The organism is Nonomuraea sp. NPDC004186, assembly GCF_053603495.1.
In genome coordinates, this window is sequence record NZ_JBSGFQ010000026.1 from 27,106 (window position 1) to 43,329 (window position 16,224).

The 16,224-nt window shown below is 69.4% G+C and carries 7 protein-coding genes, 1 tRNA gene and 2 pseudogenes; 6 read left to right on the forward strand and 4 right to left on the reverse strand.

What is annotated here, in order from left to right:
- Positions 1–4: 4 nt before the first annotated feature.
- Both ACWEPL_RS21880 and ACWEPL_RS21885 read right to left on the reverse strand, forming a co-directional pair.
- A complete protein-coding gene (locus ACWEPL_RS21880) occupies positions 5–1,300 on the reverse strand; it encodes a YcaO-like family protein (protein ID WP_452437280.1) in 1,296 nt (431 codons plus the stop codon).
- Between the two features lie 137 nt (positions 1,301–1,437).
- A complete protein-coding gene (locus ACWEPL_RS21885; protein ID WP_452437281.1) occupies positions 1,438–1,710 on the reverse strand; it encodes a hypothetical protein in 273 nt (90 codons plus the stop codon).
- 753 nt (positions 1,711–2,463) lie between these two features.
- On the opposite strand from ACWEPL_RS21885, the gene ACWEPL_RS21890 reads away from it, so the two are divergent.
- The 4 genes and pseudogenes from ACWEPL_RS21890 (at position 2,464) to ACWEPL_RS21905 (ending at position 7,622) form a co-directional block, all read left to right on the forward strand.
- Entirely contained in the window at positions 2,464–2,727 is a 264-nt protein-coding gene (locus tag ACWEPL_RS21890; RefSeq protein ID WP_452437282.1) for a hypothetical protein, read from the forward strand.
- 537 nt (positions 2,728–3,264) lie between these two features.
- Positions 3,265–3,447 (forward strand): annotated as a pseudogene (locus ACWEPL_RS21895) (tetratricopeptide repeat protein); the annotation flags it as partial.
- Between the two features lie 22 nt (positions 3,448–3,469).
- Complete coding sequence (locus tag ACWEPL_RS21900; RefSeq protein WP_452437341.1) at positions 3,470–3,607, forward strand: hypothetical protein; 138 nt, start codon at positions 3,470–3,472, stop codon at positions 3,605–3,607.
- Between the two features lie 349 nt (positions 3,608–3,956).
- A complete protein-coding gene (locus ACWEPL_RS21905) occupies positions 3,957–7,622 on the forward strand; it encodes an nSTAND1 domain-containing NTPase (RefSeq protein WP_452437283.1) in 3,666 nt (1,221 codons plus the stop codon).
- A 317-nt stretch (positions 7,623–7,939) separates the two neighbouring features.
- Here ACWEPL_RS21905 and ACWEPL_RS21910 read toward each other — a convergent pair whose 3' ends face one another.
- Positions 7,940–10,822: a BTAD domain-containing putative transcriptional regulator gene (locus tag ACWEPL_RS21910; RefSeq protein WP_452437284.1), complete on the reverse strand. Its 2,883-nt coding sequence runs from the start codon at positions 10,820–10,822 to the stop codon at positions 7,940–7,942.
- A 964-nt stretch (positions 10,823–11,786) separates the two neighbouring features.
- On the opposite strand from ACWEPL_RS21910, the pseudogene ACWEPL_RS21915 reads away from it, so the two are divergent.
- Positions 11,787–14,372, forward strand: a pseudogene (locus ACWEPL_RS21915) (BTAD domain-containing putative transcriptional regulator); the annotation flags it as partial.
- A tRNA-Leu gene (locus ACWEPL_RS21920) sits at positions 14,352–14,446 on the forward strand. The pseudogene ACWEPL_RS21915 and the gene ACWEPL_RS21920, both read left to right, overlap by 21 nt.
- Positions 14,447–14,518: 72 nt before the next feature.
- On the opposite strand, the gene ACWEPL_RS21925 is transcribed toward ACWEPL_RS21920, so the two are convergent.
- Positions 14,519–15,826 carry a site-specific integrase gene (locus ACWEPL_RS21925; RefSeq protein ID WP_452437285.1) on the reverse strand — a complete coding sequence of 436 codons (1,308 nt, stop codon included), beginning with the start codon at positions 15,824–15,826 and terminating at the stop codon, positions 14,519–14,521.
- Positions 15,827–16,224: the final 398 nt, after the last annotated feature.

A 16,224-nucleotide genomic window follows, 5' to 3' on the forward strand; every position in this document is an offset into this window, starting at 1 on the left:
GGGATCATGCGAACGGCTGGGGCCAGGGATTGAGGTCAGGCTCGGAGTGGGCTGTGTACCCCATGGCGGTGGGCGCCTCGTACAACCGCGGCGTCCCCCGGAACTGCGCAGTGCCCAGGAAGGACAACGGCATCAGCGCAGGAACAATGACGCGGACGACCCACATCCCCACCTCACGCGCCTCCTCGCAGGTCAAATCGACCGCGTATGCCTCCATCCCGACCGCCCGCAGCCGTTGCAGCAACCACCGCAGGGCCGGTCGGCCATGTGCGACCTCGGGAACGGCAAGCTCAGACAGGCTACGCCGGTGGGGCGAGTTCAGCAGGAAGTCGAAGGTGCGCGCCCGTTCGGGGGCGGCCATGTACAGGGCGCCGTCGAAGACGTCGTGAAAGGTCCTGGGGTCGGTTCGCTCTGGCTTGCGGTGCCGCAGGGCGAAGCGGCACGCTATCGCATCGCGAAGGACCTTGGCCACCGCCACGCGCGGGTCGAGCTCCGTGGCGCACGTCACCAGGGTGCGCGTCGTCGGATGGGACGGCGCGACCTCCACTGCGTACACGGTGGGCACGCCGAGGTCGGTCGTCGCGTCGAACAGGTGGGTGACGACCTGTTCAGAGCCGGGGAACTGCTCCGGCACGTCGTCAACCTCCAGCCGGGGCAGTGGCAGCCGCTGCAACCACGTCAAGGCGATCGCGTCCCGTTCGATCACCTCGCATAGTGCCTTGGCGAGCGCGGTGTGCACGTCGGTGTGGGCCGCGCAACCGGTGGAGATCGGCGCGGTCAGCCGCTCTGCTCGAGTGGCGGGGCGAAGGTACAGGTAGACGTAGGGGACCGGGATCCAAGTAGGCTTGGCGGTCATCAGGGAAAGGCCCAGCACCCAGCGCATGGGGGCATACTTGTCCGGCCGGACCAGGGTGCAGGCGGGATCGGCTGCCTCGGCATCGGAGATCCTTGGCACCTGATCGAGATCAAGCGCCTCCTTCCCCAGCTCGGCGGCGGTCGCCCGGATGAACTGGTCCTCGCTGTAGACGGAACTGGAGTAGCGCTCAAGCGCTTCGGCGACGGCCAGCCAGCGCGCCTCCTTCTCATCGGAGGAGACACCAACACCATCGATGGACCCGGTCGTAGGATGTCCACGCCTGGCCCTGGCCACCGACGGGAGCACCTGGGTGAGGTCACCGACCGTGGCCGCGTAGACGGGGAGCTGCGGATCTTCCTCCGGGGTCCGCAGCCGGATTGTCGAGCCGACGAGTCCGCCATAGGGCGACACCATCGCTTCGAGCCGATCAGCCACTGTATCCATCAGATCACGGTAATCCACCGAGGAGCAGAAGAACCAAGGGCCTCAGCGGCCCGACATGCGACCGGTTCATCACGACGCACTGCCCAGCTGACGATGGTGTCAACCGCCGGCGTGAATGCGCATTGCCGGAACCGCGATCAGGCCGGCGCCTGACATAGGGGCCTCTGGACTGGAACGGGCCGCGTCCACCAGTTGGCCGTGGAAGGACTGCCCAGAATGGCTTCCCAGCCGCGCGCGGAATCGGCCAGACAGGAGGCGATGGACATTTCGACGGTGCGGGCGGTCGTCGTGTTGGTCAGGTAGTCGGAGTGCGCGGCGCGTGCCTGGACCACGCGGTTCCGCCGCCGCCGCGGCACCCGGATGCCGGTGAGGACGGCACAGATGCTGACGTCGGAGAGGATCTCCTCCATCAGAGCCGGGACTTCCCGTCCCGGGTCGCGGATCAGGAAACGCGCCTGGCAGGCTGCGTCCTGTAGGCCCCAGAGGGCGGTCGGGTGGAAGGTGGTGCCCAGACGCGGATCCGCCGTTTGGCATGCTCGATGACCGCCAGGAGGTAGTGGCGCTGCCCGTTGATGGCGACGGTCCCGATGAAGTCGCAGGCCAGCAGCGCGTGGGCTTGTGAGTGCAGGAAGTCCGCCCACGTGACGGATGCTCGTTCAGGGTCTGTGCTTCCTGCTTGAGGATCTCCCACACGGTTGCGCGCAAGCTTGATGCCGAGGGTGGCGAGTTCACCGTGTGCCCGCCGGTACCCCCCGAGGGATTCTCCCGGACCAACCCCGGAACGAGCAGGCGGATGGACCGCACGGTGGGCGGACACCCAGGTCGCGTCGGCCGACAGATGCGAGCGTGATGCCGCTTGAGCAGATCGCGGTGCCGGCGCAGGACGGTGTCCGGGCGGACCAGCAGCACAAGGCGTCGAAGCTTGTCCTTCGGCAGGCGGTTCGATCTCCTTGTCCCGATCAGTCCGAGATAGCAGCCCCAGGAACGAGAAAGTGGTCGTCATCGTGAGGTACGCCAAGCGCAGTAACACGATCGGCCATCATGCCCTGCGGGCGCCCAGCGGGAGAACAAGAAAGCGCATCACCTCCACGACCTGCATGGATGAATATTCGGCACCCGCAGGGCCGACCACATGGCGTTCGAAGGGAACCGGACCTTCCGGCTTGCGTGGCAGCGTTCTGGGCTCCGAACTCCCCGCGCTGGAGCACCTGGAGCTCTTCCTCGGCTCGGCCGACAACGACGGCGCCAGACCCGCCGAGCTGGGACCACTGCTGTCGGGCACCGTCTTCCCCGCTCTGAAGTACCTCGGTCTGCGCAACGGCCAGGACACCGACGAGTTGGTCACCGCTCTGGCCCACGCCCCCATCACTCCCCGACTGGCCGCCCTCGACCTGTCCTCGTCCTTCTGGACACCCGATCTTCCGTAACCTGGACCGGCTCAACATGCACCACCATTACATGTCCGAGGAGATGACCGAACGGATCCGCACCCAGGTCACCGATGCCGGAGTCGAAGTCAACACAACGACCTCCAGGAGTCGGACGACTGGAGTGACCCTGAGGATTCAGGTGTCGAGGACGACTGGGAACCCGACTCGTACTTCCCAGCGATCATCGACTGAGCACCGCGCCGTCTGGGGTGAGCAAGCGGCTCCGAAGTCACCCTGGCGACGGCCACCCTGCTCGTCGCTCCAGCCGCCGCCACGGCGCTGGACAAGGCCAAGGCGCAGAGGCTCGTGATGGCGTTGCTTCTCACAGGGGACCCCAAGGGGAGTTTGACAAGTGGGTGGCAGCGCGCGGCAAGCGTCCGGCAGCGCGGGCCCGGCCACATGCACAACCACTACCTCTTGTCTCTGATCGAGGCCGGCACGGACCCGCACGAGGCGCTGCGTCTGCTCGAGACAAGGCTGACCGTAGTGGGCGAAACGTTCGGCTGGGACGAGTACGCGCTGCTGCGGCTGGTGATGCTTACGCACCAGGCCGCCGTCCGGGCTCAGTCCGGCGACCACGACCAGGCCATCGGCGACTACACCGCAGTCATCACCGTCGACCCCAACGAGTCACGCGCCTATTTCGAGCGCGCTGCCCTCCACCGGCACCTCGGGCGCTTGACCGAGGCGCTGAACGACTACGACCAGGCCGCCCGGCTGGCCCCCGCCCTCCCCCGAGGTGTTCTACAACCGCGGCAACGTCCGCGTGGACGTCAAAGAACTGGACGGGGGCGTCCAGGTCTCCGTCCTGGTCGGCGAGCGCATCGCGGGACGCTCCCGCCTCGGCCGGCCTGGAATCGGCTGCGACCGCGGCTGACAGGGCCGCCTTGGCGGCCGGAATGTCGTTGTCCTCGGCCAGGAGTCGGCCGCGCAGGCACAGCAGGTGGGGATCGGACGGCGCGAGCGTCAGGCCGGTCTCGACGTCGCGCCGGACGTAGACCCTGTCGCCCATGCCGCACAAGAGCCCGGCCCGGTTCACGTAGGCGTCGACGGCTCCATCCCCCGTGTGGATCTCCAAGGATCCCAGTACGTGAAATCTCATTATTTGCCCCCTCTTGTCGTGCTGGAGATCTAAGGTCTAAGGCGGCCCAGGGATGTCCGAAATAGCCCTCCGTGGGTCCAGGACAACGCGGCGAAGACTCCGGACAACAAGAGGTGAGTGCACATTGGGGCGGCCCGAGCAGCCGGTGGATCCGCTGGCCGGTCCCGTCGAAAGGCTCGCCTGGGAATTGCGCCGGCTCAGGGACGAGGCCGGGCGACCGAGCTACCGCGTACTCGCGCAGCGCGCGCATTTCTCGCGGAGCACCCTCGCCGAGGCGGCCACCGGGACGCGGCTGCCCACTCTTGAGGCGACACTGGCGTACGCCGTCGCCTGCGGTGGCGACCCCGCCGAATGGGAGCGGAAGTGGCAGCTGGTCGCGGCCGAACTCGAACGGTCGCAGCGCCGTTGCCCTTATCCCGGCCTGCTTCCGCTGGACGTCGACGCCGCTGACCTGTTCTTCGGCCGGGACGAGCTTCTCGAGGTCCTGCTGAAGGCCGTGAAGCAAGGACCGCTGACGGTGGTCCGCGGGGCCACCGGCAGCGGCAAATCCTCGTTGCTGCGGGCCGGGCTGGCCGCGCGGCTGACCGCCGACGGAACTACCGTCACGCTGCTCACTCCGGGTGCGCACCCGCTGTCCCGGTTGCGCGCCACCGACGCTGACGGCTCCGACGTGATGATCGTCGACCAGTTCGAGGAGACGTTCACGCTCTGCGCCGACGAGCGGGAACGCGCCGGCTTCCTCGACGCGCTGAGCGAGCTCGTCAGCGGTCAGGACGGCCCGGCGCTGGTGATCGGGATCCGCACCGACTTCTACGAGCGCTGCATGTCGCATCCCGGTCTGGCCGCAGCCCTCCTCGACAGCGTTCACCTGCAGGTCGGGCCCATGTCCGAGCAGGAGATGCGCGCCATCATCACCGAACCCGCCGCCCGGGCAGGGCTGAGCGTGGACCCGGATCTGGTGGTCACCGTGGTGGCCGAGGCCGCCGAGCAGAAGGGGGCGCTCCCGATGGTCGCGCACGCGCTGCGCGAAACGTGGAGCAGGCAGCAGGGAGACACGCTGGCGCTGGCGGACTACCGGGCCGTGGGTGGCGTGTCCGGCGCGATCGCGCGGACCGCTGAGCACCTGTACGCCGATCTGGAAGCCGACCAGCGGCAGTTGCTCCGCGCCGTGCTGCTGCGGCTCGTCGCCCTGGGCTCGGGCAGCTCCGACACCCGCCGCGGTCTCGACCGGGACGAGCTCGCCGGCATCGGACCCGCCGGCGAGCTGGACGCGGTCCTCGACCGGCTCGCCGCCGCCAGGCTCATCGTCGTGGACCAGGACCTGGTCGACATCGCGCATGAAGCGCTCCTCACCGGCTGGCCCCGGCTGCGGGAATGGCTCACCGCCGACCGCGAGACCCTTCTGCGGCACCAGCGGCTCACATCTGACGCGGCCGAGTGGGACCGCAACGGGCGCGGCGAGGACTACCTGTACCGCGGCACTCGCCTCGCCCTCTGGGACGGCGAGGCGAGCTTCGTACCGCTGAACGAACTGGAGCGATCCTTCCTGGCGGCCTGCCGCTCGAGCGCGGCCGAGCGCGCCCGGGCCCGCCGCCGGACCCGTCTCGCCTTCGGCGGGCTGCCGGTCGCCGCCGTCGCGGTCATCGTGCTGGCCGCGCTCGTCCTGGTCCAGGTAGGCAACAGGAACGTCGAGCGCGACCGTGCCGCCTCGGTCCGGCTGACCGCCGAAGCGCGCCGCCAGCTCCAGCAAGACCCGGAACTGGCGTTGCTGCTGGCGATCGAGGCGTACGAGGTGGAGCCCACTCCGGAGGCCGACCTCGTGCTCCGCCAGGCCACTGCAGACTCCCGGCTGCGTGGCTCCACCCCGGTCGGCCTGCGCAGGGTCACAGGAACGACGGCCACCCCGGACGGTCGGAAGATCGCGATCTGGGGCGCCGGTGCGGGCCCGGCGGGCCTGGAGATCTGGAGCCTGGACGGTACCGCGCCGCGCCGGGCCGGCCATGTGCTCCAGGCTGATCAGACGGACGGCATCCTGAGCGCCGCGTTCAGCGAGGACGGCCGGCAACTCGTCACCGGAGGCTCCGGAGGAGAACTGGTGCTATGGGACCTGGCGTCAAGCGGTCCGCCCGTGGTTCTGGGGACCGTTGACGGTAGCGTCCACGGCGTCAGCGTCAGCCGGGACGGCAGGGTGGCGAGCGCGCACATCGACGGCGTGCGCATCTGGAAGCCGGGACGCTCCAAGCCCGTCAAGCTCAAGGTCCCCGGCCGCGCGGTCAGGAGCGTCTCGTTCAGCCCCAGCGGCCGGCTGCTCGCCACCGGGGGCAACGGATCGCCGCTGCGACTATGGGACATGACCCGGGACCGGCCCGTTCTGCAGCGCGCGGCCGCGCGCGGTGAGCCGGAGCAGGTGGCCGTCAGCCCGCGCGGACCATGGGTCGCGACCGTCGAAGGCGACGTTCCCCGTGTCTGGGACGCGATGGAGGCGTCGGCCGGCGACTGGATCCCGCAGATCGAGCTGGCCGGCCACCCCCCGAAGCTGAACGGCCTGGTGTTCACCGCGGCCGGGGATCGCATGGCGACCTACGGCGCCGACGGCGTGATCCGCGTCTGGACGACGGGCAGCGACGCCGACCCGCTGGTGTTGCGCAGCCCGAAAGGGAATCCGCGCGGGGCGGCGTTCACCCCGGACGGGAAGTCATTGGTCAGCGTCGATGCGGACGGCTCCCTGCGGACGTGGGACATCACGGCGGGCGACCCGACACCGAGCGAGGGCAGGCCCCTGGCGCTCAGCGCTGACACGAGCACGGTGGCGGTCAGCGCGGGGCCGGATTCGCTCCTCAGCCCGCGGGACGTCCGCATCAAGATATGGCGCGGCACGACCCCGGCCGAGGTGGGCGGCCCGCGTGATGCCGGCTACCTCGTCGCGCTGAGCCCTGACGGCCGGCGGATGGCGGGCATCGGCCGGGCCGGGACCCTGAGCCTGTGGGACCTCACCGCCGCCGGCGCGCCAGTCACCACACCCGCGCCCTTCCGCGGCCTCCCGGCTGGCCTGGTGTTCAGCGCCGACGGAAAGAGGATCGTGGCGGGCGCCTTCGACACCGAACCGCAGGTGTGGCAGATCTCCCCGTCCGGCGGGCTGACAGCGCTCACGGGCTGGCAGGCCCGGCCCACGGGCCGCGCCGACGGCGACGTGGCACTCAGCCCGGACGGCATGAAACTGGCCGACGCCCGTGACGACCACACCGTCGTCGTCTGGGACCTGACCGGCAAGAGCGAGCCGAAGATTCTTCGCGGCCATGTGGAGGACATCACCGGCCTCGCCTTCAGCCCAGACGGGCTGCGACTGGCCGCCGCGGCCGCGGACGGCGCCATCCGGCTCTGGGACACCGGCGGCCGGGGCGAGCCCGCGGCCGTGCTGCAGGGCGCCGAGAACACCGTCCGTAAGGTGAGGTTCAGCCCTGACGGCACCTGGCTGGTCACCAACGAACCCGCGGGCCACCTGCGGCTCTGGCGGGCGACAGGCGGCGGCGAACCGCTGGAGTTGACCGGCTGGGGCGCGACCGGCGGTCTCGCGGCATTCAGCCCCGACGGTACGCGGATCGTCAGGGGGTTGAGCCCGCAGATCATCCTCGGTCGCCCGCTGGCGACCGGTCTGGGCGACAGCCTCGTCCGGACCCGCGCCTGCGAGGTGTGCGGCCCGGCCGGAACGGTGCTCGAACTGGCCAGATCGCGCCGTACCCGCGAGCTGACCGCGGAAGAACGCCGCAGCCATCTCGGCCCGAACTCCTGACCTGCACCGTTGCCCCGGAGCGTGGGAGTCCAGCGTGACGGTCGTGGGCGAGCGCGCCGTCCGCTTCATCGACGGCCACCTGTCAGGTATACCGGGGGACGCATCCTGCGCCGAAGCTCGCAGTGGACGGCGTCCAGCATCACGGCCCGGGCGCCGTCGAGATCTTCAACGAGGTCGCTCCGAGCAGCTCCATGATCCGGCGGCCACGCGAAACCACAGGTAGAGGCGCTTGCGATCGGTGGGCGCCATGCGTCGACGGCGGCCAAGCGTGGTTCTGGCACCCATTTCGGTCGTCTACCGGGCGATCATCGATCTGATCAACGCGCTCCCGCGCTCAAGTGCTTGACGGGGTCGGGAGGCTGAGGGAGGTCCTGGGCGAGCAGGACCTCCAGCTCCTCCTCGGTGAGGAGATGGACGTCACACAGAATCCGAGCTGACTGATGCCAGCACTTCCGTGCCTCGTCCTGCCGTCCAAGATCGTGCAAGGTGTCGCCGAGCCCCCACAGGGTAACGGCCTCCAGCGCGCGGGCACCGGCCTTGTGGTGGAGGTAGACCGCCCTCCGGTATCCGGCCTCGGCCTCAACGAGGCTGCCGGCGCGTCGGCAGGCATCGGCCAGCGTGTCGGTCGCCGTTGCCTCGCCGAGGGGATTGTCGAACTCCGCCCAGATCTCCAGGCTTTTTCGGCCCGCGTCGATTGCGTCGTCCAGCCGGCCCATTCTGATCAGCACCGCGGCCCGGCCGTTGAGGATCATCGCTTGGTAGTCGCGCAGGCCGCTGGCCGTCGCTGTCGCCATCGCCTCGTCCTGGGTGGCAAGCGCGTCGTCGAAGCGCTCCAGCTTGCCGTAGGTCGTGCCGAGGTTGTGGAGGGTGCCCGCCTTACGCAGGGGCAGACCTGCTCGATCCCAGCACACCAGGGCACGCTCGAACTGCTCGACCGCAGGCTCGAAGCGACCCTGGTTCTTGTGGATGCTGCCCAACTGGTTGTGCCCGCGGGCTTGGCCCGCCCAGTCACCAGTTTGGACGGCCACCTGCAGGGCCTGGTGATGGATCTCGGCCAGGTCGGCGAGCCAGCCTCTGTGGCTGAAGGGTCTGTTGAGACTGGCGGCGAGGCCTTCGACCGTGCCGGGATCGTGGGTGCGGGTGGTGGCCTGCCGGGCGACGGCGATGAGGTTGTCGCGCTCCAGCTCGATCCAGTCGATCGCCTCCTGCGGTGTGTCCAGGCGAAGGCCCGGTTGGTCGGCGCGGAGGTTTCTGACAATGGGGGAGGTGGGATCGAGCAGAAGGCTGGCCGTCCTGGCTGTGGCGAGGTAATGGTGTAACGCGCGGCGGGTGGCGGCCGCTCGATCGCTCTCCTGGACGATGTCGTCGGCTTGTTCGTGGGCGTAGAGGCGGACGAGGTCGTGCATCCGGTAGCGGCCCACCCCCGCCGATTCGAGCAGCCGGGCATCCAGGAGGCGGTCCAGCGTGGCCTCCACCGTGCGCTCGGGCCGATCAGCGAGAGCGGCGGTGGCTGCCGGGGTGTGGGTGGGCGTGTCGAGGAGGCCGAGCAGGGCGAACAGGTGGGCGGCGTCCTGGCCGGCGGGCTCCTCCTGGAGGTGATGGAGGCTGACGGCGATGCCGGCACGGACGGCCAGGTCGGCATGCTCCAGCGTGTCCAGGCGGCGGGTGGCGTCAGCGAGCCTGTCGGCGAGGTAGGACAGCGTCCAGTCGGGGCGGGCGGCCAGACGAGCCGCCGCGATGCGAAGGGCGAGGGGCAGGCCCCCGCAGAGCCGGACGATCCGCCCGGCAGCCGCCGGCTCGGCGTGGACCCGGCCGGGACCGGCGATCCGGGCCAGCAGCGCGGTGGAGTCGGACGGGTCGAGTCCGGGCAGGTTCAGCTGGCTCGCCCCGTCGAGGGAGGTGAGAACCTGCCGGCTCGTGATGACGACCGCGCACCCCGATCCGGCGGGAATGAGCGGGCGGACCTGGCGGGTGTCGAGGGCGTTGTCGAGGATGATCAGCACGTTCCGCGCCGAGGTGAGGGATCGGTAGCGGGCCGCGGCCTCGTCGACCGTGGTCGGTACGGCGGAGCCGTCCAGCCCGAGCGAGCGCAAAAGCCGGCCGAGCGCCTCGAGCGGCGACAGAGGCCGGAGCCCGTCAGTGGCGCCGTGCAGGTCGATGTAGAGAACGCCGTCGGTGTAGCGGTCGGCGACGGCGTGCGCCAGGTGTACGGCCAGCGCGGATTTGCCGATCCCGCCAGAACCGTCGATGGCGACGATCGCCGGCGTGCCGGCTTCCGAGGCGGTGAGCGCCTTGTCGAGCCAGGCGAGCTCGACATCGCGGGCGGTGAAGGCGCGGGTGTCGGCGGGCAGCTCGGCCGGGGCGACGGCGTGGCCGAGCGTGGCATCCTGCGCCGGAGTGGCCAGATCGAGGACGGGATCGCGAGCGAGCACCGCCTGCTGGAGCCGGCGCAGCTCGGCACTCGGCTCGATGCCGAGCTCCTGGATCATGACGCGGCGAGTCTCCTGGTAGACCGCGAGCGCTTCCGACGACCGTCCAGCGCGATACAGCGCCAGCATCAGCTGCGCATGCGGCCTCTCCCGCAGCGGGTGCGCCTCGATGTGGACGGTCAGATCCGGTATCACCGCATGGTGATCACCCGCCGTCATCCGCAGATCGACGTGATCCTCCAGAGCAGTGAGACGTTCCTCCGTCAGACGGGTGGCCTCGATCTGGCCCCACTCCGCCGACATGCCCGCCAGAGCCTCTCCCCGCCACAAGGCCAGAGCCTGCCGGAACGACCTGTCAGCCGTAACGATCTCTCCCCTGGCCCGGCCGGCACGCGCCTCGCGCACCAGCCGCATGAACAGGTGAGCATCGACGTGATCAGGTGGCACGTCAAGGCAGTATCCACCCGGCGCGGTCACGATGACCTCGTCGAGCGCCCGAGGCGCAAGGAACTCGCGAAGCTTCGACACCACGATGTGGAGCTGCTTCGGCGCCGTCGCCGCCCGGCTCTCTCCCCACACATCGGTGAGAAGCTGGTCAGTGGTGACCACTCGGCCGGCGCTCAATGCCAGCCGGGTCAGCAGGCCGATCCGTCGGCTGCCGGTCAGCGGCAGCACGTCGCCGTCTGCCGTCAGCTCCCACGGCCCCAAGATCTTGATCCCCAGTCCCATCGCACAACCCTCCGTAGGCAGGACCAGCGTTTCATCGGTCATGACCGTTACCTGTTGGAGGGCCTCCTCCGCGATCTTCTGAGCGGCAGGTGACGAACCTACCGGAACACATCGCGTGTTGGCACGCTGTCGCCGTGTCGTTGCGTGCGCGGGCCGCTTCAGCTGCCACGTCGGACGCAGATCCTCGGAGGCGTCGCAGATCGACTCGCTGGGGTCAGGCATGGCCAGAGTTGGCACCTCGACAACGACCCGCCATTTCCACCCCAGGGAGGAGCCACTTCTGGGAGCCACCGCCCTGCGACTCCCCCAGACTTCCCGGTGTTCCTTCGCAATCGAAGGGGTCAGGGGTTCGAATCTGTCGACGACAGGTGAATACTGACCCCCAGGCGACGGGCGGGTTCTCGGCCCGGAGTGGGCACGCACAGCAGTTTGGCAGCCGTGCAGCGCGGGTAGGGGTGGCGCTCGACCTCATCAGCGTCACGGTCGGCGTCGCTCGGGGCGTCGGTCATGCCCGATGCTCTCACAAACATTTCTCAGAACCGGTGTTGCCCAGCGTTTACGTGAGAACGGGTTCTGAGAACCGATCGGCGGTCCGCTGCATCCTGGTTCGCGATGTTTGATCGTGCTCTGGGAATGGCGCTGCAGGTGAACGCGCCGTGCGGGACTGGCTCGCACGGCGCGTTCAAGTGGTCTCGTTCCAGCCGCCCCGGTGGAGCGGGCCGCGTACGGCGAAGCTGTAGCAACTGCCCTGCTACTCGTTGGCGACATCGGGTCGATGATTCTCCTGGCAGGCCGGTACGGATACCGTGGGGCAGTCTTACCTCTGGTCTCTCCCGGTGATCGGTAGCCTGCAAGTCACATGTAGGCCTGCACGTCTAGACATGCATATATGAACCAAAGATGCCGGAAGTTCGCATGAAGACAGTGTTCCATCCCGTCATTGCCGCGGATAAGCCCGCCATCTCGTTAGAATGCCGACTCCACTAGGGAGGGAAGTACGCTCCTCATGGCGCTGGAGATCAGGTTCCTCGGCCCGTTGGAGGTCCTGGCCGGTGACGAACCAGTGCGGCTCGCCGGGCAGCGACGAATCGGTGTGTTGGCCAGACTCGCCCTGGACGCCGGGCAGGCCGTGAACACCGAGCGGATCCTCACCGACATCTGGGGAGACGGCTCCGCGGCGACCGCGGCCAAACAACTCCACATCGTGATCTCCAAACTGCGCCAGACCCTTGGACCGCATGCCACCGAAGAGATCATCCAGACCACGCCCGGCGGCTACCGGCTCGCGCTCGAACCAGACCACGTCGACGCCCACCTGTTCCTCAGCCTGGCCAAACGCGCCCGCACCGGCCAGACGCAAGGAGCCGACGCCCTGTTCCGCCAGGCCCTGCGGCTGTGGCGAGGCGACCCGCTGGCCGAGCTGGCCGCTCCCTGGGCACGCATCGAGGCCACCCGGCTCGAAGAGGAACACCTCACGGTCGTGGAAGACCACGCCGATCTGCGCCTCGCCGCCGGGGACCATCACGCGGTGGCCGTCGACCTGGCCGCGCACGTTCGGGCCTATCCGCTGCGCGAACGCCCCGCCGCCCAGCTCATGCTCGCCCTGCACCGCGGCGGCCGCTCGTCCGAGGCGCTCGCCGTCTACCAGGCCACCCGCCGGATCATGGTCTCCGAACTCGGCATCGAACCCGGCGCCCAACTGAGCCGCCTTCATCAGGCCGTTCTGGTGAAGGACCCCGCGCTCGACCTGACCACCCCGGACCAGCAGGTCATGCTCGGCGCGCCGTACATCCCGGCCGAACTTCCCGCCGACACCCACGCCTTCACCGCTCGCGCCACCGAGATCCAGCATCTGCGCGACGTGCTCGGCCAGTCCGGCGAACCCGCACGCGGGCCCTCCGTCACCGTCATCGACGGGGCCGGCGGCATCGGCAAATCCGCCTTGACCGTTCACGTCGCCCACGGCGTGGCCGACCGGTTCACCGACGGCGTCATCTATCTCAACCTGCACGGATCCACCCCCGGACTCGATCCGCTGACCCCTGCCCAAGCCCTGCGCCACCTGCTGCGCTCGCTCGGCCTGGACGGCGCCGCCGTACCCGCCGATCCCGGGGAGGCCGCGGCCCGCTACCGCTCCCTGACGGCGGCCGGCAACCTGCTGGTCATCCTGGACAACGCCCGCGACGTCCGTCAGGTCCGCCCGCTAATCCCCGCCGGTCCCGGGTGCAAGGTCCTGATCACCAGCCGGGACCCGCTGGTCACCCTGGACAACGCTGGCCACCTCCACCTGGGCACGCTGAACGCCGCCGACGCCGCCGCGCTGCTGTCCCGCCTGGCCGGGCCCGACCGGGTGCGCGCCGAGCCGCAGGCGGCCGAGCGGATCGTCCACCTGTGCGGCGGCTTCCCCCTCGCCCTGCGGATCGTCGGCGCCCGCCTGGCCGCCCGCCCTGACTGGACCCTATCCGGCCTGGAAGCGCGCCTCGCCGACGCCACCCGCCGCCTGGACGTGCTGGAGTACGCCGACCTGGCCGTCCGCGCCAGCATCGCGGTCAGCCACCACCACCTCCGGGAAGAGCCCACCGGCCACGACGCCGCCCACCTGCTGCCGCTGCTCGGCCTGCTCGGCCTGCCCACCCACACCCCGGCCACCACCGCCGCCCTGACAGGCTGGCCCCATCGCCGCGCCGAAGCCGCCCTGGAACGCCTCCTGGACGCCCGCCTCCTCGAACCGGCCGGACCTGACCGTTACCAGTTCCACGACCTGGTCGGCCTCTCCGCCCGCGAACTCGCGCTCCAGGACCTCGCGGAGGAGGAACGCACCACCGCCGTACGGCGCGCGCACCACCACTACCTGACCACCCTCTGGCTGGCAAGCACCCTCCTCAGTCGCGATGCCCTCGTACTGCGACGCCCCGTCGAGTTGCCCGATATCACCTTCAAGGACCCGGCGGAGGCGGGACGATGGGTCCAGGACGAGCGGGACAACCTGCTGGCCGCCGCGCAGCAGGCGTTGGCCAGCCCCGACCCGGCAACCGCCGTCGGCCTGGCCATCGGGCTCCACTGGCCCTTCTGCTATCAGGGCTGGCACACGCAACTGGCCGACATCTACGCGCACGCCATCGAGGCGGCCGATCGCATCGCGGCGTGGGAGGACAAGGCCCAGCTCCGCAGCTTTCTCGGCTGGGTTTTCCGCGACCAGGGCCGCTACGACGCCGCGATCGCGCAATTGCAGACAGCTCTCACCGACTGGGACCGTGCCGGCCTGCCTCGGCGAAAGGTCGGGGCGCTCAACAACCTCGGCGTCATCAACACGATCGTGGGCCGTCTCGACGACGCGCTCGCCCACCTGGAGTTTGCTCAGACGCTCAACGACGACGCCGAACGCCCGGGGGCCGCGGCCGCGCTCCGCAACAACCGGGTGCATGTCTACTGCCGGCAGGGGCGCTTCGACGAGGCGATCGCGGAAGCACGCCAGTTGGTGGCACTGTGGCCAAAGGCAGACCCGCGCGCCGGTGCGGGCACGGCACACGATTCGCTAGGCGACGCCTACCGTCATGCCGGTCGGCTGACCGAGGCGGTGGACAGCTACACGACGGCCGTGCGGCTGCTCCACGAATCGGACTCATAATCCGTGGGTCGTGGGTTCAAGTCCCACCCGCCCTACCACGTAGGCCTGCGGCTTTACGCGGATCCGTAATCGCGTCATCTGATCGTGAGTCACGGTGAGCCACATGTGAGTCACGTCGTATCCCGGGCCTTGCCGATCTTCCGGTTGGTCGCCCGGACCGCCTTCAGCACCAGCCGCGCGGTCGCCTTGGCGCTATCGTGATACAGCTGCGGCAGCACCGAAACGTAGGTGTCGGCGGTCAGCACGATGCTGGCATGCCCCAGCGTGCCCTGCACCACCTTCAACTCTGTCCCCGACGCCAACGCCAACGTCGCAGCTCCGTGCCGCAAGTCGTGCAATCGGACCGGCGGCAGCCCACTCGCAGTCACCAGCTTGTGGAAGCGGTGCGTGAGATAGCTCGGCTGCACCGGTGCTCCGCCCTCCAGGGTGAAGATCGGGCTGGTCGGTGACCACCGCTCCCCCGGCAGCCGGCGCTGCGCACGCTCGTGCCGGCGCAGCAGCCGCACGGTCTCCGGATCGAGTGCCAACGTTCGCCGGCTGGCCGCGCTCTTCGGCTCACACCAGACCAGCCCTTCGCCGGCGTGCACCAGCTGATGGGCGATGGTGAGCTCGCGCCGCTCCAGATCGACGTCCACCCAGCGCAGCCCGGCGACCTCCCCGCGCCGCAGCCCGCGCAAGGCCACCAGCCACCACAGCACGAACAACGAGTCCTCCCGCGCGAACCTTAGGAAGGCGGCCAGCTGCTCGACCGTCCACACCGCCACCGATGGACGCTCTCCCCCGCGCCGCCAGGCCGCCTCCCGACGAGCCGTCCACACCACTGGATGCATTCGCGCCGGCGCCGGCAACCGAACGCCCTGCGCCGGATTGACGGCGATCAGGTCCTCACGCACCGCGTGGTTCAGCGCGGCCCGCAGCGCCGCCCGGATCCGTTCCAAGGTGGATGCGCTGATCGGCTGCCCGTACCGATTCCGCCGCCGCCCCAGCGCCACGAACATCCGCGTCACGTCCCGCCGCGACAACTCCGCCAGCTTGACCCGGCCCAGGTACGGGATCAGATGCAGCCGCACGTGATCCCGATAGGCCCGATGCGTGGTCGGCCGCAACCGCGACTCCACCACCGACAACCAGTACCGCAACCACTGCCCCACCGTGCACCCGGCGAAGAACGGCCCGTCTACCTCCGCCGCCAGCAACTCACCGCCCGCTGACCGCGCCGCCTCCGCACTCGCGAACCCACCATGCCGAACCCGCTCCCGCCGGCCCGACGCCCCCACAACCTGAACCGCGAAATACCAGCTCCCATGTCCCACCTCGGCCAACCGGCCGCAACGGCCACCCAGCCGCCTGCCGCTGACCTCGTCGCTGCATCCGCACCGCTTGTACACCACGCAATGCCTGTCGTCGCTGTCTGTCATCGCTCGCCTCCAGGACCGTCTCAAAGGCAACGTACGAACCGAGCAACAACAGACCCAGACAAGAGGAACATTCAGGTAGGCAGCCCAGACAAGTGGTCACATCAATTCAAAAGAACCGAAGCCAGGACAGGGTCATTGGCCCCACGCTCAAGGCGCCTTGGGCCACTCGTCATCAATTTCGGGATGACGACCCGGGAATCGAACGGGGTGGATGTCAGCGACGGTGCGCCCCGGCCAGCCCGCAAGCGCAACGTCGACGTCTTGCCTGGACCACTCGGCCAGTCACCGCGCGACGTCCTTCCGACCTGCAGTCCAGTACTCGCGGAGCCGACTTCTTCCGTTACCAAAAAGGATCTTTACGGAAGATCACTACACATGTGATGATCATCCCGTTTTGC

What these genes read in the sequence shown, in the direction of transcription:
- ACWEPL_RS21885 (WP_452437281.1), bottom strand. Translation starts at nt 1,710, where the DNA reads ATGGAGGAGATCCTCTCCGACGTCAGCATCTGTGCCGTCCTCACCGGC.
- ACWEPL_RS21925 (WP_452437285.1), bottom strand. Translation starts at nt 15,826, where the DNA reads ATGACAGACAGCGACGACAGGCATTGCGTGGTGTACAAGCGGTGCGGA.
- ACWEPL_RS21880 (WP_452437280.1), bottom strand. Translation starts at nt 1,300, where the DNA reads ATGGATACAGTGGCTGATCGGCTCGAAGCGATGGTGTCGCCCTATGGC.
- ACWEPL_RS21910 (WP_452437284.1), bottom strand. Translation starts at nt 10,822, where the DNA reads ATGACCGATGAAACGCTGGTCCTGCCTACGGAGGGTTGTGCGATGGGA.